The 24064-nt window shown below is 72.3% G+C and carries 18 protein-coding genes; 7 read left to right on the plus strand and 11 right to left on the minus strand.

Features of this window, described 5'->3' with window-relative positions; translation table 11 throughout:
• Window positions 1-53 precede the first annotated feature (53 nt).
• From ABZ924_RS01180 to ABZ924_RS01215, 8 genes are all read right to left on the minus strand, one after another.
• On the minus strand, window positions 54-770 hold the full coding sequence (locus ABZ924_RS01180) for an ABC transporter ATP-binding protein (protein WP_361902030.1): 717 nt from the start codon (window positions 768-770) through the stop codon (window positions 54-56).
• On the minus strand, window positions 767-1882 hold the full coding sequence (locus ABZ924_RS01185; RefSeq protein ID WP_361902033.1) for an ABC transporter ATP-binding protein: 1116 nt from the start codon (window positions 1880-1882) through the stop codon (window positions 767-769). The genes ABZ924_RS01180 and ABZ924_RS01185 overlap by 4 nt, the downstream gene beginning before the upstream one ends.
• A gap of 5 nt (window positions 1883-1887) precedes the next feature.
• Window positions 1888-3612, minus strand: coding sequence for a branched-chain amino acid ABC transporter permease (locus tag ABZ924_RS01190; protein WP_361902380.1), 1725 nt, complete (start codon window positions 3610-3612; stop codon window positions 1888-1890).
• A gap of 5 nt (window positions 3613-3617) precedes the next feature.
• Window positions 3618-4550, minus strand: a complete 933-nt coding sequence (locus ABZ924_RS01195; protein WP_361902036.1) for a branched-chain amino acid ABC transporter permease — start codon at window positions 4548-4550, stop codon at window positions 3618-3620.
• Window positions 4551-4678: 128 nt separating this feature from the next.
• A complete protein-coding gene (locus ABZ924_RS01200; protein ID WP_361902039.1) occupies window positions 4679-5914 on the minus strand; it encodes a branched-chain amino acid ABC transporter substrate-binding protein in 1236 nt (411 codons plus the stop codon).
• A gap of 537 nt (window positions 5915-6451) precedes the next feature.
• Window positions 6452-6862 carry a hypothetical protein gene (locus ABZ924_RS01205; RefSeq protein ID WP_361902042.1) on the minus strand — a complete coding sequence of 137 codons (411 nt, stop codon included), beginning with the start codon at window positions 6860-6862 and terminating at the stop codon, window positions 6452-6454.
• Window positions 6863-7049: 187 nt separating this feature from the next.
• Window positions 7050-7526: a hotdog fold thioesterase gene (locus tag ABZ924_RS01210; protein WP_361902044.1), complete on the minus strand. Its 477-nt coding sequence runs from the start codon at window positions 7524-7526 to the stop codon at window positions 7050-7052.
• Between the two features lie 54 nt (window positions 7527-7580).
• Entirely contained in the window at window positions 7581-9851 is a 2271-nt protein-coding gene (locus tag ABZ924_RS01215; RefSeq protein WP_361902047.1) for an FdhF/YdeP family oxidoreductase, read from the minus strand.
• A gap of 137 nt (window positions 9852-9988) precedes the next feature.
• On the opposite strand from ABZ924_RS01215, the gene polA reads away from it, so the two are divergent.
• Window positions 9989-12709 (plus strand): DNA polymerase I, encoded by a 2721-nt coding sequence (gene polA, locus ABZ924_RS01220; protein WP_361902050.1) that lies wholly within the window; start codon window positions 9989-9991, stop codon window positions 12707-12709.
• 93 nt (window positions 12710-12802) lie between these two features.
• Here polA and ABZ924_RS01225 read toward each other — a convergent pair whose 3' ends face one another.
• Window positions 12803-13660, minus strand: a complete 858-nt coding sequence (locus tag ABZ924_RS01225; RefSeq protein ID WP_361902053.1) for a DUF4184 family protein — start codon at window positions 13658-13660, stop codon at window positions 12803-12805.
• Window positions 13661-13892: 232 nt separating this feature from the next.
• On the opposite strand from ABZ924_RS01225, the gene ABZ924_RS01230 reads away from it, so the two are divergent.
• The 3 genes from ABZ924_RS01230 (at window position 13893) to ABZ924_RS01240 (ending at window position 16254) form a co-directional block, all read left to right on the plus strand.
• On the plus strand, window positions 13893-15056 hold the full coding sequence (locus ABZ924_RS01230; RefSeq protein ID WP_361902056.1) for a lytic transglycosylase domain-containing protein: 1164 nt from the start codon (window positions 13893-13895) through the stop codon (window positions 15054-15056).
• A 78-nt stretch (window positions 15057-15134) separates the two neighbouring features.
• A complete protein-coding gene (locus ABZ924_RS01235; protein WP_361902059.1) occupies window positions 15135-15278 on the plus strand; it encodes an SPW_0924 family protein in 144 nt (47 codons plus the stop codon).
• Between the two features lie 13 nt (window positions 15279-15291).
• Window positions 15292-16254 carry a DUF3068 domain-containing protein gene (locus ABZ924_RS01240; protein ID WP_361902062.1) on the plus strand — a complete coding sequence of 321 codons (963 nt, stop codon included), beginning with the start codon at window positions 15292-15294 and terminating at the stop codon, window positions 16252-16254.
• On the opposite strand, the gene ABZ924_RS01245 is transcribed toward ABZ924_RS01240, so the two are convergent.
• Both ABZ924_RS01245 and ABZ924_RS01250 read right to left on the minus strand, forming a co-directional pair.
• Complete coding sequence (locus ABZ924_RS01245) at window positions 16244-19339, minus strand: ATP-dependent helicase C-terminal domain-containing protein (protein WP_361902065.1); 3096 nt, start codon at window positions 19337-19339, stop codon at window positions 16244-16246. The genes ABZ924_RS01240 and ABZ924_RS01245 overlap by 11 nt on opposite strands.
• A 3-nt stretch (window positions 19340-19342) precedes the next feature.
• Window positions 19343-20203 (minus strand): class I SAM-dependent methyltransferase, encoded by an 861-nt coding sequence (locus tag ABZ924_RS01250; protein ID WP_361902067.1) that lies wholly within the window; start codon window positions 20201-20203, stop codon window positions 19343-19345.
• 342 nt (window positions 20204-20545) lie between these two features.
• Between ABZ924_RS01250 and rpsA the strand changes: the two genes are divergently transcribed.
• From rpsA to coaE, 3 genes are all read left to right on the plus strand, one after another.
• The gene (gene rpsA / locus ABZ924_RS01255) at window positions 20546-22051 is read left to right on the plus strand and encodes a 30S ribosomal protein S1 (protein ID WP_361902070.1); all 1506 of its coding nucleotides are present in this window, start codon (window positions 20546-20548) and stop codon (window positions 22049-22051) included.
• A gap of 247 nt (window positions 22052-22298) precedes the next feature.
• Window positions 22299-23237: a PAC2 family protein gene (locus ABZ924_RS01260; RefSeq protein WP_361902073.1), complete on the plus strand. Its 939-nt coding sequence runs from the start codon at window positions 22299-22301 to the stop codon at window positions 23235-23237.
• A gap of 102 nt (window positions 23238-23339) precedes the next feature.
• Window positions 23340-23954, plus strand: coding sequence for a dephospho-CoA kinase (gene coaE, locus ABZ924_RS01265; protein ID WP_361902076.1), 615 nt, complete (start codon window positions 23340-23342; stop codon window positions 23952-23954).
• The last annotated feature ends 110 nt before the right edge of the window (window positions 23955-24064 follow it).

Raw genomic sequence — 24064 nt, forward strand, 5'->3', positions numbered from 1 at the left:
GCAGTGAGGCCCGCCACCGGGTTCGGTGGCGGGCCTCGTGGCGTTCGGGAGGGTCAGTCCTCGCCGAGGTAGGCCTTGCGGACGTCCTCGTTGTGGAGGAGGTCCTGGCCGGTGCCGGAGAGCACGATCTTGCCGATCTCCATCACGTGGGCCTGGTCGGCCAGGGAGAGCGCGGCCTGGGCGTTCTGCTCGACGAGCAGGATGGTCATGCCCGTGGACTTGAGCTCGGAGATCGTGGACATGATCTTCTGCATCATCAGCGGGGAGAGGCCCATGGAGGGCTCGTCCAGCATGAGCAGCTTGGGCTGGGACATGAGGGCCCGGCCCATGGCGAGCATCTGCTGCTCACCGCCCGAGAGGGTGCCGGCGGCCTGCTTGCGGCGTTCGCCCAGGATGGGGAACATCTCGTAGGCGCGCTGGATGTCCTTTTCGATGCCCTCCTTGTCGGTGCGCAGGAAGGCGCCGAGCTGGAGGTTTTCGGCGATCGTCAGCCGGGGGAAGATGTGGCGTCCCTCGGGGGAGTGGGCGAGGCCCAGGGAGACGATCTTGTGGGCGGGGACGGAGGCCAGGGGCTGTCCGTCGAAGGTGACGCTGCCCGAGCGGGGCTTGATGAGCCCCGAGAGGGTGCGCAGGGTGGTCGTCTTGCCGGCGCCGTTGGTGCCGACGAGGCAGACGATTTCGCCTTGGTTGACTTCGAAGGAGATTCCCTTGACGGCTTCGATCTTGCCGTAGGCGACCTTGAGGTCTTCGACCTTGAGCAGTGCGGTCACTTGGCCTCTCCGTCCGTGCTGGTGGTGCTGGTGGTGCCGGTGGTGCTGTCCGTGTCCGCGTCGGTTGCGGCCTCGGTCTCGGCTTCGGTTGCGGTGTCGGTGGTGTCCGACGTGTCCGCCTCCGCCTCCGCTTCGGCCTCGGTCTCCGCTTCGGCCTCGGCAGCCGGCTCGGCCTCCGCTTCGGTCTCCGCTTCGGCCTCGGCAGCCGGCTCGGCCTCCGCCTCCGCGGCCGGGGCGGCCTCGGCTGCGGCGTGCTGTTCGGCGGCCTCGACCTCGGCGACCTCGGCGGCGCCCGGGTCGCCCTCGAAGGGCTCGCCGAGGTAGGCGGCGATGACGCGCTCGTCGCCCTGGACCTCGGCTGCGGTGCCCTCGATGAGCTTCTCGCCCTGGACGAGGCAGGCGACGCGGTCGCAGAGGTTGAAGATGAAGCGCATGTCGTGCTCGATGACGAGGACGGCGATGCCCATGTCGCGGATGGCGAAGATGAGTTCTTCGGCAGCGCGGGTTTCCTGCGGGTTCATGCCGGCGGTGGGCTCGTCGAGGAGCAGGAGGCCGGGGTCGCTGGCGAGGGCGCGGGCGATCTCGAGCTTGCGCTGCTCGCCGTAGGGGAGGTTCTTCGCCAGGTGCTGGGCCTTGTGCTCCAGGCCGATGAACTCGAGGAGTTCCATGGCGCGGGCCTCGGAGGCGGCTTCGGCCTTCTTGAAGCCGGGCAGGCGCAGGAGGGCCGACCAGAGGCCTTCCTTGGTCCGGGTGTGGCGTCCGACGAGGACGTTCTCCAGGACCGTCATGTTGGAGAAGAGGCGGATGTTCTGGAAGGTGCGGGCGATGCCTGCCGTGGTGACGAGGTGGGGCTTGGGCGGCAGGACGGTGCCCTTGTAGCTGACGGTGCCCTCGGTGGGGACGTACAGGCCGGTGAGGCAGTTGAAGAAGGTGGTCTTGCCGGCGCCGTTGGGGCCGATGAGGCCGACGATCTCGCCGGAGTTGACCTGGAGGTCGACGCCCTTGACGGCGGTGAGGCCGCCGAAGCGCATGGTGACGCCCTTGGCTTCGAGGACGGTCTCGCCGGCCGGGGCGGCGGCGGGCGCGGTGGTGGTGTCGGTGGTGGTGGTCATGGCTGTTACGCACCCGCCTTGGCGGTGGCCAGGTCCGCGGGGGCCTGGTCAGCGGTGTCGTCGTGGTACTCCAGCTGCGCGCGCTTGTTGGCGATGAGGCCTTCGGGGCGGAAGCGCATCAGGATGATGAGGGCGATGCCGAAGCCGAGGAGCTGGTAGTCCTGGAGGAAGGACAGCTTGGCCGGGATCAGGAAGAGGAGTGCGGCGCCGAGGATGGGGCCGCGGATGGTTCCCATGCCGCCGAGGATGACGGCGGCGAGGAGGAAGGCCGAGTTCGGGGGCACGGGGCCGGCGAACTGGTACATCTCGGGGACGACGGTGTGCTGGACGTGGGCCTGCACGGTGCCGGCGAGGCCGGCGAGGGTGGCGCCGAGGGCGAAGGCGATGAGCTTGACGCGGAAGCCGTTGATGCCCATGGCGGTGGCGGCGGTCTCGTCCTCGCGGATGGCGACCCAGGCGCGGCCGATGCGGCTGTTGCCGGCGCGGCTGAAGACCAGGACGACGACGACCATGACCAGCAGCATCAGCAGGTAGTAGTTGGCGTAGGCGCCGACGGTGAGGCCGCCGATGGAGAGGGGTTCGGCGAAGTTCCACCCGAGGATGTTGAGGTCGGGGATGTTGGTGATGCCGTTGGGGCCGTTGGTGATCTGGGGGCCGGAGACGCCGTCGAGGTTGCCCATGGCGATGCGGAAGATCTCTCCGAAGCCGAGGGTGACGATGGCGAGGTAGTCGCCGCGCAGGCGCAGGGTCGGGGCGCCGATGATGACGCCGAAGACCAGCGAGGCGACGGCGCCGGTGAGGACGGCGGCCCAGAAGGGGAACTGCACGTGGAAGGCGGAGGAAGCGCTTCCGGAGACCAGGGCGGCGGTGTAGGCGCCGACGCCGAGGAAGGCGACGTAGCCGAGGTCGAGGAGGCCGGCGAGGCCGACGACGACGTTGAGGCCGAGGGCGACGGTCGCGAAGATCAGGATGTTGACCGCGATCAGCGTGTAGGTGTCGCCGCTCTGCTGGGTGAAGGGGAAGGCGACGGCTGCGGCGAAGGCGGCGATGACCGTGATCTGGCGGTTGTTCGCGGTGATCTCGGAGAGTCGCTGGGTGAGCCCGGACTTCATGAGGCCGAAGGAGGCGAAGGCGACGAGGATCAGGTACGCGGTGAAGAGCTGCGGTTCCTTGTCGTCGGTGCCGATGCCGAAGGTGACCACGTAGAGGCCGACGGCGAAGACGGCGACGATGATCAGGATTTCGGCCCAGGAGGACAGCTTCTTCGCGGGGGCGGCCTTGCGGGTGTCGTCGGGGAGCTTGTGCGCGGCGAGGGCCGGGACGAGGCTGCCGACGAGGGCGACGTAGGCGCCGGGTTCGAGGTGGACGAATCCGCCGAGGACCCAGGCGATGGCGAGGACCGTGTAGAGGGTGGTCGCGAAGGTGCCGAGGGAGAGGATCCAGATCGCCTTGCGCGAGCCGGCGGGGGTGAGCCAGCCGAGGCCCTTGATGCCGAGGGCGGAGAGCGCGTGCAGGGCGGTGAGGACGGCGCCGACCAGGGTGAGGAGCTGGAGCTGGGCGGGGTTGCCGTTGATGGTGAGGTTGCCGGGGAACTCGGTGGTCCAGGTCCAGGCGAGGAAGGTACTGACGACGGCGAGGAGGCTGCCGCCGATGACCGCGTAGAGCAGCGCGGTGCGGGAGGTGGCACCGGAGGCTTCGGCGTCGAGCGGGAGGGTGGCTTCGTTGGTCATGGTGGTCACGCCCTATCCGCGACGCGCTGTCCGAGGAGGCCTTGCGGCCGCACCAGGAGGACGACGATGAGGAGTACGAAGGCCCAGACGTTGGACCAGGCTCCGCCGCCGAGCTGCTGCATGCCGGGGATGTCTTCGATGTAGGCGATGGAGAGGGCTTCGGCGAGGCCGAGGACGACACCGCCGACCATGGCGCCGTAGATGTTGCCGATGCCGCCGAGGACCGCTGCGGTGAAGGCCTTGAGGCCGAGGATGAAGCCCATCTCGAAGTTGATCTGGCCCTTGTCGAGGCCGTAGGCGACGGCGGCGACGGCGGCGAACGCGGCACCGATGGCGAAGGCCATGACGATGATGCGGTCGGTGTTGATGCCCATCAGCTTCGCGGTGTCGGGGTCCTGCGCGGTGGCCTGCATGGCGCGGCCGCTGCGGCTCTTCTGGACGAATGCGCCGAGGGCGAGCATGCACAGGGGGGCCAGGACGAGGACGAAGGCGTCGGCGCGCTGGATGGAGAGGCTCGAGGTGATCTTGAAGGCTTCGCCGGTGAACTCGGGGAAGCTGACGGCCTTCTTGGCGTCGGGGTAGAAGCCCCAGACGAGCTGCTGAAGGACGATGGAGAGGCCGATCGCGGTGATGAGCGGGGCCAGTCGGGGGGCGTTGCGCAGGGGGCGGTACGCGAAGCGTTCCGCCGCGGTGGCGACGGCTACGGAGGCGATCGCGCCACCGATGATCATGAGCGGAATCGCCACCAACAGGGAGGTCCCGCTCGGGAGAACGGCGTAGGTGGAGACGGCGCCGAAGCCGCCGATCATGAAGATCTCGCCGTGGGCGAAGTTGATGAGCTGGACGATGCCGTAGACCATGGTGTACCCGATGGCTATGAGGCCATAAAGGGCACCGAGGGCAAGGCCGTTGGCCAGCTGTTGCGGCAGTTCGTGCACCGCAGGGCCTCCGATGTGCGTGTCGGATGTGAGTCCGCGCGAGGGCGCTGTTTGCGCCCTCGCGCGGCGTGGTTCATGTGGAGAGGTTCAGGCCGTGGGGGCCTGGGTTTTCGGGTGGTGCTGGGCGACTACTGGTTGAAGGTGTCGCTCTTGACGTCGATCCACTTGCCGCCCTCGACCTTGTAGACCGTGAGCTGCTTGTTGGTGGTGTCGCCGAACTCGTCGAAGGCGACCTTGCCGGTGACGCCGTTGAACGAGACCTTGCCGAGGGCCTCGACGACCTTGGCGCGGGCGTCGGAGGGGAGCTTGCCGTTGTTGGCGCTGACGACGGCCTTGACGGCCTGGATGACGGCCCAGCCGGCGTCGTAGGAGTAGCCGCCGTAGGCCGCGTAGGGGTCCTTGTAGCCGCCGGCCTTGTAGTCCTCGATGAACTTCTTGGCGGTGTCGAGCTTCTCGACGGGGTAGCCGATCGAGGTGGAGAGGTCGCCCTCGTTGGCCTCGCCGGAGGCGGTGATGAAGGCGGGGTCCTGGATGCCGTCGCCGCCCATGAGCGGGATGTTGGCGCCGGTCTTCTTGATCTGGTCGGCGAGGAGGCCGCCCTCGGGGTACTGGCCGCCGAAGTAGACGGAGTCGGCGCCGGAGGCCTTGACCTTGTCGGCGGTGGAGGAGAAGTCGGTCTCCTTCACGGTGACGTGGTCGGTGCCGACGACCTCGCCGCCGAGCTTCTTGAACTCGTCGGAGAAGATCGCGGCGAGGCCGGCGCCGTAGGTCTGCTTGTCGTCGACGACGAAGACCTTCTTCTTGCCGGCGTCCTTGAAGAGGTACTGGGCGGCGAACTTGCCCTGGACCACGTCGGTGGCGGCGGTGCGGAAGTAGGTCTTGAAGGGGCGCTTGGGCTCGCCCTTGCCCCAGTTGTCGCCCTGGCTGAGCGAGGGGTTGGTGTTGGCGGGGGAGACCTGGGCCAGGTTGGCGGCGGCGAAGACGCCCTGCATGGACTGGGAGACGCCGGAGTTGAGCGGGCCGACGACGCCGATGACGTCCTTGTTGCCGACGAGCTTGGTGGCGTTGGCCTGGCCGGAGGCGGGGACGGCCTGGTCGTCGAGGCCCTCGACCTTGAACTCGATGCCGGGGACCTCGTTGGTCTTGTTGGCCGTCTTCGCCGCGAGGTCGACGGAGTTCTTGATGCCCTGGCCGAGGGCCGAGAGCGAGCCGGTGAGGGGGGCGTCCACGCCGATGACGACGACGGTCTTGGAACCGTCGGCCTTGTCGCCGGTCTTCGCCTCGTCGCGCGATCCGCAAGCGGTGAGGGTCAGTGCTCCCGTGGTGATCACGGTGGTGAGGACGAGCAGAGAACGGTGTCGCACGTTTCTTCCTTTCCCTGGCGCGGCCCCCTCGTTGTCGAGGTGCCGATAGGTCGCCGGGCCGCACTGGGATTTCCACGGCCGTGCTGGGGGTTGCGCACTGTGGCGCGGTGACTGGCCGTGACTCTAGGCCGAGGTGGCGAGTGCGGGGAGCGGAGAAAGGAGGATGTGACTGTCTTGTTATGCCAAGGCCAAGAATGCCTGGTGGGAGTTCGGACAGATCGGGCGTTTGGCGACTTCGGTGAACGTCCGCATGGTGAGAATTCCCTGCTCCTCTAAGGGGCTTGGGGGCCTCATGGTGCTGTCATAGATCAAATCCGGCCGAATGTCGCAGCGCGTGTCCGAATCGATCCTCGGGGTGGCTTTCCGCGCCGGAAAAAGGGGATTCTGTAGGGCGTGGGCATTACTGACGGTAATGACGCTTCTTGATCCACTTCGCGCTATTGGATCTTGGGTGGGGCGTCGTGAGCGCCTGCGACCTGCGGCGGGGCCGTACGGCGGCCGGTGCCCGGAAGGCGGACACGGTGATCGGGATTCCGGTCACCCGGCCGGGCTCGGCAGCCGCCAGTTCTCCGAGCTCCACGTGGCCCCGTTCTGCTCGGCGCAGCGCTGCGCCACGAACCGGTCGACCAGCTCAAGTGCCTTGTCCAGTCCATGAGTTCGCTCCTCGGCGCGGCCTGCGGCGACGGCGTCCTCGTGGATCGCGTACTGCTCGTTCGACAGGCCCTTCTGCTCCCAGTCCAGGCCGGCCCACTTACTGCCCTTCAGGGTCTCTTTCGCCCAGTAGGCCACCAGACTCGTGCATATCCGGGCAGGCGAGGACGGGCCGGGTGCCGTTTCCCGGGGGGATTCGGTGGCGGGTGCGGTGCAGGCGGTGCCTGCGGACAGGGCGAATGCCGCGAGGAGGGCGGCGGCGCCGTAGCGGGTCGTGCGGGGTGGCTGCGTACCCATGTCCGGGACGGTAGGCCGTCACCTTCGGTGACACAACGGCCGGGACGGGAACGGGTGCGGACTGGCGGATTCCGGGCGGTTGCGTACGGGTCGGGGCGCGGCCGGGCAGCACCGCAGGCCCGGACCCTGCCCTCTGCGGGGGCGGGGTCCGGGCCTGCGGGGCCGGAGCCCGGGGCTCCGGGCAGGGTCAGGCGTCGGCGGCAGGGGCGGCCGCGCCGTCGCGCAGCAGGCAGGTCAGGCGGGCGCTGCAGACCCGGCGGCCCTGCTCGTCGGCGATGACGATCTCGTACGTGGCGGTGGAGCGGCCGCGGTGCACGGGCGTGGCCGTGCCGGTGACCAGGCCGGAGCGGACCCCGCGGTGGTGGGTGCAGTTGAGGTCCACGCCGACGGCGATCTTGTCGATGCCGCCGTGGAGCATCGCGCCGACCGAGCCGAGGGTCTCGGCGAGGACGGCGGAGGCCCCGCCGTGCAGCAGTCCGTAGGGCTGGGTGTTGCCCTCGACGGGCATGGTGCCGACCACGCGGTCCGCGGAGGCCTCGAGGATGCGGATGTCCATCCGCTCGCCGAGGTGGCCCGCCGAGAACAGCGCGGGCAGGTCGATGCCCAGGGCTGCGTACTCGTCGAGGACCTCCTGCGGGAACTTCACAGCGTGCTGCTCGCCCATGGGCCGGCTCCGTTCGTCAACGCTCGTTAACCATCTTGTCCTGCCGTCGTTCTATCAGGCCGGTTCGAAGCGCACGACGACGGACTTGCTCGCAGGGGTGTTGCTGGTGTCCGCGGTGGAGTCGAGCGGGACCAGCACGTTCGTCTCGGGGTAGTAGGCGGCCGCGCAGCCTCGGGCGGTCGGGTAGTGCACGACGCGGAAGCCGGGGGCGCGCCGCTCGACGCCGTCCTTCCACTCGCCGACCAGGTCGGTGTACGCGCCGTCGGCGAGGCCGAGCAGGGCCGCGTCCTCGGGGTGGACCAGGACGACGCGGCGGCCGCCGGTGATCCCGCGGTAGCGGTCGTCGAGGCCGTAGATGGTGGTGTTGTACTGGTCGTGGCTGCGCAGGGTCTGCAGCAGCAGCCGGCCCTCGGGGAGCTCGGGGTACTCCACGGGCGCGGCGGTGAAGTTCGCCTTGCCGGTCTTCGTGGGGAAGCGGCGCTCGTCGCGCGGGGCGTGCGGGAGGCGGAAGCCCTCGGGGCGGGCGGCGCGGGCGTTGAAGTCCTCGAAGCCGGGGACGACGCGGGCGATCCGGTCGCGGATGGCGCCGTAGTCGCGCTCGAACTCCTCCCACGGGGTGGCGGAGGCGTCGCCGAGGACGGCGCGGGCCATGCGGGCCACGATCGCCGGCTCGGAGAGCAGGTGCGGGGAGGCGGGGGCGAGGTTGCCGCGGGAGGCGTGGACCATGCCCATGGAGTCCTCGACGGTGACGAACTGCCGGCCCGAGGCCTGGACGTCCTTGTCGGTGCGGCCCAGCGTCGGCAGGATCAGGGCGCGCCGGCCGGTGACCGCGTGGGAGCGGTTGAGCTTGGTGGAGACGTGCACCGTCAGGGAGGCGCGGCGGATCGCGGCCTCGGTGACCTCGGTGTCGGGGGTCGCGCCGACGAAGTTGCCGCCCATCGCGAAGAGGACCTTGGCCCTGCCGTCGCGCAGGGCCTCGATGGAGCGGACCACGTCGTAGCCGTGGTGGCGGGGCGAGGCGATGCCGAATTCCCGGTCCAGGGCGTCGAGGAAGGCGGGGGCGGGCCGCTCGAAGATGCCCATGGTGCGGTCGCCCTGGACGTTGGAGTGGCCGCGCACGGGGCAGACGCCGGCGCCGGGGCGGCCGATGTTGCCGCGCAGCAGGAGCAGGTTGACGACCTCGCGGATGGTGGCGACGCCGTGCTTGTGCTGGGTCAGGCCCATCGCCCAGCAGACGATGGTGCGCTTCGAGGCCAGGATCATGGCCAGGGCGCGCTCGATCTCGGGGCGGGTCAGGCCGGTGGCGGTGAGGGTCTCGTGCCAGTCGGCCTCGGCGGCGGCGGCGCGCAGCGCGTCGAAGCCGTGGGTGTGCTCGGCGATGAACTCCTCGTCGAGGGCGCCTTCGGTCTCGATGACCAGCTTGTTCAGGAGGCGGAAGAGGGCCTGGTCGCCGCCGATGCGGATCTGCAGGAACAGGTCGTTGAGGGCGGTGCCGCGGAGCATGCCGAGCGGGGTCTGCGGGTTCTTGAACCGCTCCATGCCGGCCTCGGGCAGCGGATTCACCGAGATGATCTTCGCTCCGCCCGCCTTGGCCTTCTCCAGGGCGGAGAGCATGCGCGGGTGGTTGGTGCCCGGGTTCTGCCCGGCGACGATGATCAGGTCGGCCTGGTGGAGGTCCTCCAGGGTGACGCTGCCCTTGCCGATGCCGATCGTCTCGTTCAGGGCCGAGCCCGAGGACTCGTGGCACATGTTGGAGCAGTCGGGCAGGTTGTTCGTGCCGAATTCGCGGGCGAAGAGCTGGAACAGGAACGCGGCCTCGTTGCTGGTGCGGCCCGAGGTGTAGAAGAGGGCCTCGTCGGGGGAGGCCAGGGCGCGCAGCTCCTCGGCGATGATCGCGAAGGCCCGCTCCCAGCTGACCGCCTCGTAGCGCTCGGCGCCCTCCGCCAGGTACACGGGCTGGGTGATGCGGCCCTGCTGGCCCAGCCAGTACCCGGAGCGCTCGGCCAGGTCCGCGACCGGGTGGGCGGCGAAGAACTCCGGGGTGACCCGGCGCAGCGTGGCCTCCTCGGCGACGGCCTTCGCGCCGTTCTCGCAGAACTCCGCGGTGTGGCGCTTGTCTCCCTCGGGCCAGGCGCAGCCGGGGCAGTCGAAGCCGTCCTTCTGGTTGACCTTGAGCAGGGTGCGGGCGGTGCGGGCCAGGCCCATCTGCGCCTGCGCGATCTGCAGGGTGTGCTTGATCGCGGGGAGGCCGGCGGCGGCGTGCTGCGGGGGTCCGACCTGCGGCGCGTCCTGGACGGGATCACCTGCGGGCGGCTTGGCGGCCATGTCGCTCCCCTTCGAGCAGTCGAGCAGTGCGCCGCGGCCCGGGGCCGCGGCGCATTCGCGTACGCGTCCGATCCTGTCACGCCCGGGCGACATCGCCGACTCCGGAATTGTCGGCGGGGCCGCCTAGGATCGGGGGCGTGGCAGAGAACGCATCGAAGAAGACCGACCAGACGACCGCAGCGGACCGCCCCCGCCTGATGCTCATGGACGGGCACTCCCTGGCGTACCGGGCGTTCTTCGCGCTGCCCGCGGAGAACTTCACCACGGCCTCCGGGCAGACGACGAACGCCATCTACGGCTTCGCGTCGATGCTCGCGAACACGCTGCGCGACGAGGCGCCCACGCACTTCGCGGTGGCGTTCGACGTCTCGCGCAAGACGTGGCGCTCGACGGAGTTCCCCGAGTACAAGGCGAACCGCTCCAAGGCCCCCGACGAGTTCAAGGGGCAGGTCGAGCTGATCGGCGAGCTCCTGGACGCGATGAACGTGCCGCGGTTCGCCGTCGACGGCTTCGAGGCCGACGACGTGATCGCGACGCTCGCCACGCAGGCGGAGGCGCTCGGCTTCGAGGTGCTGATCGTCACCGGAGACCGGGACTCCTTCCAGCTCGTCTCCGAGCACACCACCGTGCTGTACCCGACCAAGGGCGTCTCGGAGCTGACCCGCTTCACCCCGGAGAAGGTCGAGGAGAAGTACGGGCTGACCCCGCAGCAGTACCCGGACTTCGCGGCGCTGCGCGGCGACCCGTCCGACAACCTGCCCGGCATCCCGGGCGTGGGCGAGAAGACCGCCGCCAAGTGGATCACCCAGTTCGGGTCGTTCGCGCAGCTGGTGGAGCGCGCCGAGGAGGTCAAGGGCAAGGCCGGGCAGAACTTCCGCGACCACCTGGAGGCCGTGAAGCTCAACCGGGTCCTGACCGAGATGGTCAAGGACGTCGAGCTGCCGAAGACCCCGGCCGACCTGGCCCGCGCCCCCTACGACCGCTCCGCGCTGACCGGCGTGCTGGACGTGCTGGAGATCCGCAACGCCTCGCTGCGCGAGCGGCTCCTCGCGGTGGACCCGGGCGCGGAGCAGGAGCAGGCCCCCGCCCCGGCGGCCGGCGTCGAGCTCGACGGCACGGTGCTGGGTGCGGGCGAGCTCGCGCCGTGGCTGGAGAGCCACGCGGGCGGCCCCCTCGGCGTGTCCACCGTGGACAGCTGGGCGCTGGGCCAGGGCAATGTGAGCGAGGTCGCACTGGCCGCGGCCGGCGGCGCGGCCGCCTGGTTCGACCCGTCCGAGCTGGACGAGGCCGACGAGAAGGCCTTCGCCGCCTGGGCCGCCGACCCGGCCCGGCCCAAGACCGTGCACAACGCCAAGGGCCTCATGCGGGTCTTCCCCGAGCACGGCTGGAGCCTGGCCGGCGTCACCATGGACACCGCGCTCGCCGCTTACCTGGTCAAGCCGGGCCGCCGCTCCTTCGCCCTCGACGTGCTGTCGGTTGAGTACCTGGGCCGCGAGCTGCAGCCCCCGGCCGTCGACGGCCAGCTCGCCTTCGGCGCCGACGACAGCGCCGAGGCCGATGCGCTGATGGCGCAGGCCCGCGCCGTCCTCGACCTCGGCGAGGCCTTCACCGGCAAGCTGGCCGAGGTGGGCGCCGTCGAGCTGCTCCACGACATGGAGCTGCCGACGTCCGAGCTGCTGGCCCGGATGGAGCGGGCCGGCATCGGCGCCGACCGCGACCACCTGGAGGCCATGGAGCAGCAGTTCGCGGGCGCCGTGCAGCAGGCGGTGAAGGAGGCGCACGCGGCGGTGGGCCACGAGTTCAACCTCGGCTCGCCCAAGCAGCTCCAGGAGGTCTTCTTCGGCGAGCTGGACCTGCCGAAGACGAAGAAGACCAAGACCGGTTACACCACCGACGCCGACGCCCTGGCCTGGCTCGCCACGCAGACCGACCACGAACTGCCGGTGATCATGCTGCGGCACCGGGAGCAGGCCAAGCTGCGCGTCACCGTCGAGGGCCTGGTCAAGACGATCGCCGCCGACGGCCGGGTCCACACCAGCTTCAGCCAGACCGTCGCCGCGACCGGCCGCCTGTCCTCCACCGACCCCAACCTGCAGAACGTGCCGGTGCGCACCGACGAGGGCCGCGCCATCCGCCGCGGCTTCGTCGTCGGCGAGGGGTACGAGTCCCTGATGACGGCCGACTACAGCCAGATCGAGCTGCGCGTCATGGCCCACCTCTCCGAGGACGAGGGCCTGATCGAGGCCTTCGCCTCCGGCGAGGACCTGCACACCACCGTCGCTTCCCAGGTGTTCTCGGTGGAGCGCTCCGAGGTCGACGCCGAGATGCGCCGCAAGATCAAGGCCATGTCGTACGGGCTCGCGTACGGGCTCTCCGCCTTCGGCCTTGCCCAGCAGCTGGGCGTGGAGCCGGCCGAGGCGCGCGGCCTGATGGAGACCTTCTTCGAGCGGTTCGGCGGGGTCCGCGACTACCTCCAGCGCGTGGTCGACGAGGCCCGCGCCACCGGGTACACGGCCACGATCTTCGGCCGCCGCCGCTACCTGCCCGACCTCAACAGCGACAACCGCCAGCGCCGCGAGGCCGCCGAGCGGATGGCGCTGAACGCGCCGATCCAGGGCACCGCCGCCGACATCGTCAAGGTCGCCATGCTCCGCGTGGACAAGGCGATCGCCGACGCCGGCCTGGCCTCGCGGATGCTGCTCCAGGTCCACGACGAAATCGTCCTGGAGATCGCCCCCGGCGAGCGGGAGCGGGTGGAGGAGCTGGTCCGCCGCGAGATGGCCCATGCCGTCGAACTGCGGGCCCCGCTGGACGTCTCGGTGGGCGTCGGCCCCGACTGGGAGTCCGCGGCCCACTGACGGCCGTCTGCGACCCGACCCCCGTCGGCCCGGTTTCCGGGCCCGGCGGGGGTCGGTGCGTTGCGGAGCGGGGACGGGCGTGGCGGGCGTTTCTTACGGGGTGGGGACGGGCGTACGGGTCTCCTCGGGCGCCCGGTGGCCGGCGCCCCGGTGGCGGAGCCGGACCAGGACCCCGTACACCACCAGGGCCACGGCGAGACCGGCGCCCGCGCCGAAGCAGACGGTGGGGACGATGTCGAGCGGCGAGCGGATCCGGTCGTAGAAGGTGAAGAACCGCATCACCCGCAGCGTGGTCCCGACCGCCATGCCCGCCGCGAGCAGGACGGCCGCGTACAGGATCCCCGCACGCCCGAGCACCGGCACGGCCGAGGGCGCCGGCCGGCCGGGCTGCCGGCGCAGCGCGGTCACCGCGAACCAGAGCAGGAACCCGGCCGCCAGCGCCGACGACCCGTACTGCACGTACGTGTACAGCGGCAGGCCGAAGGCGATCGGCTCGCCCAGCCACGGCAGCGCGTTCGTCCCCCACCGGTCCATGTGCGTGAAGCTGTCCCACACCACGTGGGTCAGGGAGCCGGCCACAGCCGACAGGTAGAACCACAGCGCGAGCACGGCCGGCCGGCGCCGGCCGCCGCGCCAGCGCTCGCCGCGGACCAGGGCGTGGACGCGGCCTTGGTGCGCCCGCGGCACCAGCGCCACCAGCGGCTCGCGCAACAGTACCCAGCAGGCCGCCAGCGCGGCGGTCAGCACGGCGTCCGCGGTGAACACGCCGGCCAGGGAGTGCGTGAACGCCCCGTACCGCATGACGCCCGAGACCACGGCGTCCCCGAAGTAGAAGGTGTCCGGCGCGAACGAGCCGAGGACGAGCGCCGACGCGACCAGAGGACCGCGCGGCCGCCCGGACCGGCGGACCGCCGGCAGGACTGCGGCGGCATGGCTGAGAGTGAACGGCACGGCACCTCGCGGGGAACTCGGAGAGGATCGGAGGAAGTCGGGTCACACTTCCCTTACTTCGGGCCAATGCGCCCCGAACGGTCCCGACAGTATGCGCGAGCTGCACAGGACGTGGCGAAGTGGTGAAGCCCGGGCGCTGACCGGTGCAGGATGAAGGGAGCTGACGTAGGGTCACGCCGACGTCGAGGGGGAGGGGACCCGGCCCATGTCGGCTCGGATATCGAAGCGTGGCGTGCGTGCGCTCGCCAGGGGCGCGGCGACCGCCGTCGTGTCGGCGCTCGTGGCCGCCGCGCTGACCGCCTCTCAGGGCCCGTACCCCGACCGGATCGCCGCTGCCGGCGAGAGCGGCGCCGGCGCGCAGGCCGCCCCGGCCCCGGCGGGCGCGGCCGGCGGGGACGGTGCCTGGTCCGCGGAACTCCCGCCGCCGTCCGGCCCCGAGCCGTCCGCGACCCCGCTTCCCGACGGGGCCGGGGGCGAGCCGCCCGCCGCGGGCGCCGCCGCCGCCAACCAGCCCGTCGCCATGGGCGGGGCGGAAGGAGCGCAGGGGATCCCCGCGACCGTGCTGGCCGCGTACCGGCTGGCGGAGCAGCGGACCGGGCAGAGCGATCCGGGGTGCGGGCTGCGCTGGCAACTGCTCGCGGCGATCGGGAAGGTCGAGTCCGGGCACGCGGGCGGCGGCCGGGTCGACGCCGCGGGCACCACGCTGCAGCCGATCCTGGGCCCCGTCCTCAACGGCAACGGCTTCGCCGCCATCCGCGACACCGACGGCGGGGCCTACGACGGGGACGCGGTCTACGACCGGGCGGTCGGGCCCATGCAGTTCATCCCGTCCACCTGGGCGGCGTGGGGCCAGGACGCCGACGGCGACGGCCGCCGCAACCCGAACAACGTCCACGACGCGGCGCTCGCGGCCGGGCGCTACCTGTGCGCGGGCACCCGGGACCTCCGGGTCGGCGCGGACCTGGACCGAGCGGTGCTCTCGTACAACCGGTCCGCGGAATACCTGCGGACGGTGCGGTCCTGGTTCGCTTACTACCTCAAGGGCGCGCACGAGATCCCGGACGGCGCGGGCGCGGGCACCCCGGCGAAGCCGAGCCCGAAGCCGACTCCCACGTCGAAGCCGAGCCCGACGCCCACGCCGACGCCGACGCCTCCGCCGAGCCCGACGCCCACGCCTCCGCCGAGCCCGACGCCGACGCCGAGTCCCAAGCCGACGCCGACTCCTACGCCGACGCCTACGCCCACGCCGAAGCCGACGCCCACGTCGACCCCCAGCCCGAAGCCGACGGCCACACCGACGCCCAAGCCCAGTGGGAGCCCGAGCGCGAGCGCGAAGCCCGGCCCCGGCGCGGGGGTTGCGTCGCCGGCGCCCTCCGCATCCGTACGAACGCCGTAGGCGAACGGTTCTCATCTCGGCCGCGCATTGCTACGGTGCCTCCGCCCTGACGCTCCATCAGATCCAGGAGGTACCGGCATGCGCGCATTCGCCGCCGCCGCCATCGGGCTGGCCGCCGCGCTGGCCCTCGTCCTCGCCGCCACGGCGCTCGGGGCGCCCGAAGGCACGACCTCGCCCAAGCCGCTGCTCACCACCGCGCCCACCGCGCCCGGACAGGAGTAGGGGAGGCCCGGCCGTGCGACGCAGAGCGAGCCTCGTCCTCCTCGCCGCGGCGGTGTTCTGCGCGGCCCTCGCGCCGCTGCTGCGCTGGTACGCGTACCCGCGGCTCGCCAAGATCCCGCCGAACCAGTACCAGGAAGTGGTGCTGGAGGCCAAGGACGCCACCCTCCTCGACTACACCGGCGGCATGCAGCCGAAGAAGGTCGACAAGGTGACGATCATCCAGACCCTCAAGGGCAACGTCGAGGCGTCGAGGGAGATCGAGGCGAGCGCCGGCAAGGACGTGGTGGTGTGGGACACCCTGACCCATATCGTCGGCCCGGACGGGAAGATGGTCTCGCAGATCCCCGAGCGCTACATCTTCGACGCCCACACCCAGGCCCCGGTGCACGCCACCGGGGAGTCGGTGGACGGGGACCCGGTCCGGCGCGAGGGCATCGAGTTCAAGTGGCCGTTCTTCACCGAGCCGCGCGACTACCTCTACTTCGACGCGCAGACCCGCACCTCCGCGCCCATCCACTACGTCGGCCCGCGCCGCTTCAAGGGGATGGACGTCTACTACTACGAGCAGGACGTGCCCTGGACGAAGGTCTCCCTGCCGAAGAAGATGCCGATCGAGGGCATCGACCCGGCGACCTTCGAGCAGAGCACCGGCACCGGCCTCTGGTACCGGACCAAGGCGATGTTCTGGGTCGACCCGGTCACCGGCGCGCCCGTCAACGCCGAGCAGGTCATCGAGCAGGAGATGCGCGGCGGCATCGCGGCCGGGGCGCCGGAAGGGCGGCTGACCGTGTTCGCCGGGCACGTCAGGATGCGGGAGGACTACGGCCGGCACACCCTCGCGCTGGTGAAGTCCAACCGGACGAAGGTCCTCGCGCTGCACACGTACGCGCCCGCCGGGCTCGCGGCGGGCGGACTCGTCCTGCTCGGGCTGGCGCTGTGGCTGGAAGCCCGCGGCCGGCGCGGCCCTACCGCCTGAGGCGGGCGTTGGTGTGCCGGGTCGCCTCGGCCGTCGAAGGGTCCTCCGGCCAGGGGTGCTTGGGGTAGCGGCCGCGGAGCTCGGCGCGGACCGCGCGGTAGCCGCCCTGCCAGAAGGAGGCCAGGTCCGCGGTGACCGCGGTGGGGCGGCCCGCCGGTGACAGGAGGTGCACCAGTACGGGTACCCCCGCCACCCGCGGGGTCTCGGCCAGGCCGAACAGCTCCTGGAGCTTCACGGCGAGGACCGGCTGGTCCGCGGAGTAGTCCACCCGGATGCGGGAGCCGCTCGGCACCTCGATCCGCTCCGGGGCCAGCTCGTCGAGGCGGGCGGCCTCGCCGGTGGCCCAGGGCAGGAGGCGGCGCAGGGCCTGCCCGGCGTCGACCCGGGCGAGATCGGCGCGGCGGCGGGCGGTGGAGAGCTCCGGCTCCAGCCAGTCCTCCGGGCGGGAGAGCAGGGCCTCGTCGGAGACGTCCGGCCAGGGGGCGCCGAGGGTGCGGTGCAGGAAGGCGAGGCGCTCGCGCAGCGCCTCGGCCTCCGGGGACCAGCGCAGCAGCGCGGCCGGGCCCTCGGCCGCGAGGCCCTCCAGGAGGGCGGCGCGGACCAGGGCCGGGTCGGGGGAGGGGAGGGGGCGGGTGCGCAGGGGGATGGCGCCGAGGCGGTCCGCTGCGCGGGCCACGACGTCGCCCGCCTCCCAGTGGACCTCCTCCGCGGAGGTCCGCAGGTGCTCGGCCGCCGCCAGGGCCGTCTGCTCGTCGAGGACGGCGGCGAGCCGGATGCGGGCGTCGGCGGATCCGGCCCCTGGTGCGCGGTCGGCGACCGCGATGGCCAGCCAGGGGGCGTCCCCGAGCCGGGACCCCTCGCCCGGGCCGGCCCCCGTCCCGGAGGCCATGAGGTACTGGCCGGGCCCGCGGCGCCGCGCCACGCGCTCCGGGAACGCGAGCGCGGCGACGACCCCGGCGACGTGGTCGTCGGCCGGACCGTGCCGCCCGCCTTCGCCGGCCGGAGCCTGATGCTCCCCGCCCCGCCCTTCCTCCGTTCCCCGGACTCCGCCCGGCCCGGTTCCGGGGGCTCCGCCCCCGCACCCCCGCGCCTCAATCGCCGGCGGGGCTGGGTATGCGGAGCCCGGCCCGGTTTCGGGGGCTCCGCGCCCGGACCCCCGCGCCTCAATCGCCGGCGGGGCTGGGGGTGTCGGCGGGGCCGGGGGAGTCGGCGGGGTCGGCGGATTCAGCCCCTCCGGCGTTTGAGGAGCGGGGTCCGGGGCGGAGCCCCGGGGGTTCGGGCGCGCAGCGCCCGGCGGGCGGCGGCCGGGGTCGCAAGCCCCGGTTTCGGGAAGGGGCGGGGTGGGGGACGGCTCGGCGGCGGCCAGCGCCGCGGCGGCCAGCCGCCTGGCCTCCGCCCGCCAGCGCGCCGCATACGCGTCGCCCCCGCTCCGCGCCGCCCGCCACGCCGCGACGAGGTCGTCCCCGTACGCCCGCGGCGCCTCCTCGCTGAGCAGCGCCACCACCTCGGCGACCCGCCGCGCCACGCCGGCGGCCCCGTCACGGCCGGGCGCGCCGGAGCCGGCCGCCGGACGTTCGCCGGAGCCGGCCGGGCCGGCCGCCGGACGTTCGCCGGAGCCGGCCGGGCCGGCAGCCGTACGAGTGCCGGGGCCGGATATCTGCCGACCAGGGCCGGGCGCGCCGGCGCCGGCCGCATCGGCGGTCGCCGTCAGGGTGGACGGGCCGTCCAGGAGGGCCCGGGAGAGGCGGGGGTGGAGGCCCAGGCGGGACATCACGGTGCCGCGCGGCGTGACGCGCCCCGCCGCATCCACCGCGCCGATCGACGACAGCACCGACCGCGCCGCGGCCATCGCCCCCGCCGGCGGCGGATCCAGCAGCGCGAGCCCCGACGCATCGGGGTCGCCCCAGCAGGCGGCCTGCAGGGCGAACGCGGTCAGGTCCGCCAGCTTGATCTCGGGCGCCGGGAAGGCCGACAGGCGGCCGTGCTCGGCCTCGGCCCAGCAGCGGTACACCACCCCCGGCGCCTCCCGCCCGGCCCGCCCGGCCCGCTGCCGGGCGGCGGCCCGCGAGGCCCGCACGGTGGTCAGCGTGCCGAGCCCCCGCGCATGGTCGGTCCGCGGCTCCCGCGCGAGCCCGGAGTCCACCACGACCCGCACACCGGGCACGGTCAGGCTGGACTCGGCGACGGCCGTGGCGAGGATGACCCGCCGGCGGCCCGGGTGCGCGGGCGTGAGCGCGGCGTCCTGGACGGCGGCCGGGGCCCGCCCGTGGACCTGGAGGAGGTCGATGCCGGAACCGGCACCGGACAGCCCGGCGAGGAGGGCCGCGACCCGCGCGATCTCCCCCACGCCCGGCAGGAAGCACAGCACGTCCCCCTCCCGCTCGGCCAGCGCCCGCCGCACCACCGCGGCCACGTGCGCCAGCTGCGCCGGGTCCACGCGCATCCCGTGCGGCGGCCGCACGGGCCGGGCCGGCGGGGCCCAGACGGTCTCCACCGGGTACGACACCCCGGCGGCCTCGACCACCGGCGCCCCGCCGAGCAGCCCGGCCCAGCCTTCCGCGTCGGTGGTCGCCGAGGCCGCGACCAGCCGCAGCTCCGGCCGCAGGGTCTCCCGTACGTCCAGCAGGAAGGCCGCCACGGTGTCGGCGTCCAGATGCCGCTCGTGGCATTCGTCGAGGACGACCACGTCGACCCCGGCCAGCTCCTGGTCGCGCTGGAGCCGCTGCAGCAGCACACCGGTGGTGACGACCTCGACCACCGTGCGGGGCCCGGCCGTCCGCTCCCCGCGCACGGTGAAGCCGACCCGGCCGCCGACCTGCTCGCCCAGCAGCCACGCCATCCGGCGCGCCGCGGCCCGTGCGGCGATCCGCCGCGGCTCGGCGACCACGACCCGGCGGCGCGGGCCGTCGCCGACGAGCCCGGCGAGGACCAGCGGCACCAGCGTGGTCTTGCCGGTGCCGGGCGGGGCGCACAGCACGGCGGTGCCGCGGCCCGCCGGGCCGTCCAGCGCGGACAGCAGCGCGGGCACGGCCTCGCGTACGGGCAGGGCGTCCAGGGCGGCGGTGCGTACGGGCGGGGCGGCCACGGCTCAGACCCCGTCCGCCCGCTCGCACACGAAGATCGCGGTCCCGGGGATCAGGTGGCCGCGCAGCGGGGACCAGCCGCCCCACTCCTGGCGGTTCCAGGCGGGCCACTCCGGCTCGACCAGGTTGAGCAGCCGGAAGCCGCCGGCGACGACGTCGCGGACCCGGTCGCCGAGGGTGCGGTGGTGCTCCACGTACACGGCGCGCCCCTGCTCGTCCTGCTCGACGTACGGGGTCCGGTCGAAGTAGGAGGCGGAGACGGACAGCCCCTCGGGGCCGGGCTCGTCGGGGAAGGCCCAGCGGATCGGGTGGGTGACGGAGAAGACCCAGCGGCCGCCGGGCCGCAGCACCCGGTGGACCTCGCGCATGACGTTGACCGGGTCGGCGACGAAGGGGACGGCGCCGTACGCGGAGCAGGCGATGTCGAAGGAGCCGTCGCGGAAGGGCAGGCGCCCGGCGTCGGCCTCGACCAGCGGCACGGCGCCGCCGTCGATGCGCAGGGCGTGCTGGAGCTGGCGGTGGGAGAGGTCCAGGGCGACGGGGCGGGCGCCCCGGGCGGCGAGCCAGCGGGAGCACTGGGCGGCGCCGGCGCCGATCTCCAGGACGTCCTTGCCCTTGAGGGAGTCGGCCGGGCCGAGGAGGGCGGCGTCGGCCTCGTCCAGGCCCTCGGGGCCCCAGACGAAGCGGTCGTCGCCGAGGAAGGCGCCGTGCTCGCTCTGGTACTCGTCGGCGTTGCGGTCCCACCAGCCGCGGTTGGCCCGGCTGCTCTCCGCGTCGTCGGCGTCACGGCGCGTGGCCTCGGCGTCGTCCACGGCGCCGTCGGGTGTGTCGTACGCGTCTTCGGGGACGTAGTCCTCTTGGTTCATGGGGCCCGTCGTCGTAGTCTGCGGAAGAGGTCGGGAGGGCCATCGGGGTCCGCCCGCCCATGAATTGTGCCGGGTGTGCGGCGATCCGCCCGGGGTGTGCCCCTTCGCGCATTGACCCTGCCCGGCTGCCCCCGTATGCTACAAGTTGCGCTGCGAGCCTGTGCTCCTCAGACCTAGCAGGCTGCGCTTGCATCTGTTGATGTCCCCTCGGTTCTCGAGGCCCCTGCCGCTTTGGGCGGCTCCGGGCTTCTTTGGCTGTCCGGCTTCTTCGGCAGGTGCCGATAAGGGCTCCCGGCGTAGCAGTACCTACGACTTCATGTCCGTACCGGAGCCCTTTCCCACATGACGAGCAGCACCGAGACCACCGCCACCACTCCGCAGGTTGCGGTCAACGACATCGGTAACGAGGAAGCCTTCCTCGCCGCGATCGACGAGACGATCAAGTACTTCAACGACGGCGACATCGTCGACGGCGTCATCGTGAAGGTCGACCGGGACGAGGTCCTGCTCGACATCGGTTACAAGACCGAAGGCGTCATCCCGAGCCGCGAGCTCTCGATCAAGCACGACGTCGACCCGAACGAGGTCGTCAAGGTCGGCGACGAGATCGAGGCCCTGGTCCTCCAGAAGGAGGACAAGGAAGGCCGCCTGATCCTCTCGAAGAAGCGCGCCCAGTACGAGCGTGCCTGGGGCACCATCGAGAAGATCAAGGAAGAGGACGGCATCGTCACCGGTACCGTCATCGAGGTCGTCAAGGGTGGTCTCATCCTCGACATCGGCCTCCGCGGCTTCCTCCCGGCCTCCCTGGTCGAGATGCGCCGTGTCCGCGACCTGCAGCCCTACGTGGGCAAGGAGCTCGAGGCCAAGATCATCGAGCTGGACAAGAACCGCAACAACGTGGTCCTGTCCCGCCGTGCCTGGCTCGAGCAGACCCAGTCCGAGGTCCGCCAGACGTTCCTCACCACCCTGCAGAAGGGTCAGGTCCGCTCCGGCGTCGTCTCCTCGATCGTCAACTTCGGTGCCTTCGTGGACCTGGGTGGCGTCGACGGTCTGGTCCACGTCTCCGAGCTGTCCTGGAAGCACATCGACCACCCGTCCGAGGTCGTCGAGGTCGGCCAGGAGGTCACCGTCGAGGTCCTCGACGTCGACATGGACCGCGAGCGTGTCTCCCTGTCGCTGAAGGCGACGCAGGAGGACCCGTGGCAGCAGTTCGCCCGTACCCACCAGATCGGCCAGGTCGTTCCGGGTAAGGTCACCAAGCTGGTTCCGTTCGGTGCGTTCGTCCGCGTGGACGAGGGCATCGAGGGTCTGGTCCACATCTCCGAGCTGGCCGAGCGCCACGTGGAGATCCCGGAGCAGGTCGTCCAGGTCAACGACGAGATCTTCGTCAAGGTCATCGACATCGACCTCGAGCGTCGCCGGATCTCGCTGTCCCTCAAGCAGGCCAACGAGTCCTTCGGTGCCGACCCGGCGTCGGTCGAGTTCGACCCGACCCTGTACGGCATGGCCGCGTCCTACGACGACCAGGGCAACTACATCTACCCCGAGGGCTTCGACCCCGAGACCAACGACTGGCTCGAGGGCTACGAGACCCAGCGCGAGACCTGGGAGCGCCAGTACGCCGAGGCGCAGGTCCGCTTCGAGCAGCACCAGGCCCAGGTCATCAAGAGCCGCGAGGCCGACGAGGCCGCTGCTGCCGCGGGCGAGTCCGCCCCGGCCGCCGGCAACGCCGGTGCGGGCATCTCGGGTGGTTCCTACTCCTCGGAGTCGGACGAGACCTCGGGCGCCCTGGCCTCCGACGAGGCCCTGGCCGCGCTCCGCGAGAAGCTGGCCGGCGGCCAGAGCTGATCGCAGGACCGCAGCACCACTCGCACCCCGGTGTGAGCTGAGCTGAACGCAAGGCCCGTCCCCGCAAGGGGGCGGGCCTTGCTGCTGTTCGCGGTGCGCGGGTTTGCGGTCGCGGGTTCACGGTGTCGCGGGGTTTGCGGTGCGGGTTCACGGCGCTCGGACCGCGTTCCTGTGAATGCCGCCGAACGGGGAATGGCCCGGCCCCCTCGCACGTTCTTCGGAGAGATCGCGAGGAGGAGTGGTGACGGTGCTTGATCCACAGGGTTTGTACGAATGGGACGCCAAGGGCCTGGCGGTGGCGGACTTGGCGCTCGCCCAGGACTCGGCCGGGCTGGTCATGCTCTACCACTTCGAGGGGTACATCGACGCCGGTGAGACCGGAGAGCAGATCGTCGAGCGGCTCCTCGACACCCTGCCCCACCAGGTGGTGGCCCGCTTCGATGCGGACCGCCTCGTCGACTACCGGGCCCGGCGCCCCCTGCTGACCTTCCGGCGCGACCACTGGACCGAGTTCGAGGAGCCCCGCATCGAGGTCCGCCTCGTGCAGGACGCCACCGGCGCGCCGTTCCTGCTGCTGTCCGGCCCCGAGCCCGACGTGGAGTGGGAGCGCTTCGCCGTCGCCGTCCGGCAGATCGTCGAGCGCCTCGGCGTCCGCCTCTCCGTCAACTTCCACGGCATCCCCATGGGCGTCCCGCACACCCGCCCCGTGGGCATCACCCCGCACGGCAACCGCACCGACCTCATGCCGGGCCACCGCAGCCCGTTCGACGAGGCCCAGGTGCCCGGGAGCGCCGAGTCGCTCGTCGAGTTCCGCCTCGGCCAGGCCGGGCACGACGTGCTGGGCGTCGCGGCGCACGTACCGCACTACATCGCCCGCTCCCCGTACCCGGACGCGGCGCTGACCGTGCTGGAGGCGATCACGGCCGCGACCGGCCTGGTTCTGCCGGGCGTGGCGCACGCGCTGCGCACCGAGGCGCACCGCACCCAGACGGAGATCGACCGGCAGATCCGCGAGGGCGACGACGAACTCGTCTCCCTGGTCCAGGGCCTGGAGCACCAGTACGACGCGGCCGCCGGGGCCGAGACGCGCGGCAACATGATCGCCGAGCCGGCGGAGATCCCGTCCGCGGACGAGATCGGCCGGGAGTTCGAGCGGTTCCTCGCCGAGCGGGAGGGCGAGGGGTAGGTTCCCGGGCCCTTGGGTCCGCGGGTCCGGAGTTTCGGCCGGGGTGGCCTTGTGCCGCCCCGGCCGTACACGGTTGCGGGCGCAGGGTCTAGTCTGCTGGGCATGCTGAGGGTTGGCCTGACAGGCGGAATCGGTGCCGGCAAGAGCGAGGTCTCGCGGCTGCTGGCAGGGTACGGGGCGGTCGTCGTGGACTCCGACCGCATCGCGCGGGAGGTCGTGGAGCCCGGCACGCCTGGCCTGGCGGCCGTGGTGGAGGCCTTCGGGGAGTCCGTTCTGACCCCCGAGGGGACGCTCGACCGGCCCCGGCTGGGGTCGATCGTCTTCGCCGACCAGGACAGGCTGAAGACCCTCAACGCGATCGTGCACCCGCTGGTCCGGGCCCGGTCCGCCGAGCTGGAGGCCGCCGCCGGGGACGACGCGATCGTGGTGCACGACGTACCGCTGCTCGCCGAGAACGGCCTGGCGCCGCTGTACGACCTGGTCGTCGTGGTCGACGCGGCGCCGCAGACGCAGCTCGCCCGGCTGACCGCCCTGCGCGGGATGCCCGAGGAGGAGGCCCGGGCCCGGATGGCCGCACAGGCGACCCGCGAGCAGCGACTCGCCGTGGCCACCCTGGTGATTGACAACGACGGTCCCCTGGAGGCCCTGGAGCCCCAGGTGCGCACCGTGTGGAAGGAGCTCACCGCCCGGGCGGCCGCCGCTGCCGCGCAGGCCTGACGGGCCCGGCGGGTCGGGCCGGGGGCGGGACGGGGTGTACGCGGCAGGTGCCCTTGGGGCGGGTGCGGTGCATGCGCCCGGAGTGGCGGCCGCCGTGGAATAGCGATCCC

It is taken from the genome of Streptomyces sp. NPDC046876 (assembly GCF_040645035.1).
Classification (GTDB): Bacteria; Actinomycetota; Actinomycetes; order Streptomycetales; family Streptomycetaceae; genus Streptomyces.

Bases quoted from the DNA above. Each gene is read 5' to 3' on its own strand.
- ABZ924_RS01185 (WP_361902033.1), bottom strand. From the start codon at position 1,882: ATGACCACCACCACCGACACCACCACCGCGCCCGCCGCCGCCCCGGCC.
- ABZ924_RS01190 (WP_361902380.1), bottom strand. From the start codon at position 3,612: ATGACCAACGAAGCCACCCTCCCGCTCGACGCCGAAGCCTCCGGTGCC.
- ABZ924_RS01205 (WP_361902042.1), bottom strand. From the start codon at position 6,862: ATGGGTACGCAGCCACCCCGCACGACCCGCTACGGCGCCGCCGCCCTC.
- ABZ924_RS01210 (WP_361902044.1), bottom strand. From the start codon at position 7,526: ATGGGCGAGCAGCACGCTGTGAAGTTCCCGCAGGAGGTCCTCGACGAG.
- ABZ924_RS01215 (WP_361902047.1), bottom strand. From the start codon at position 9,851: ATGGCCGCCAAGCCGCCCGCAGGTGATCCCGTCCAGGACGCGCCGCAG.
- ABZ924_RS01235 (WP_361902059.1), top strand. From the start codon at position 15,135: ATGCGCGCATTCGCCGCCGCCGCCATCGGGCTGGCCGCCGCGCTGGCC.
- ABZ924_RS01250 (WP_361902067.1), bottom strand. From the start codon at position 20,203: ATGAACCAAGAGGACTACGTCCCCGAAGACGCGTACGACACACCCGAC.
- rpsA (WP_361902070.1), top strand. From the start codon at position 20,546: ATGACGAGCAGCACCGAGACCACCGCCACCACTCCGCAGGTTGCGGTC.
- coaE (WP_361902076.1), top strand. From the start codon at position 23,340: ATGCTGAGGGTTGGCCTGACAGGCGGAATCGGTGCCGGCAAGAGCGAG.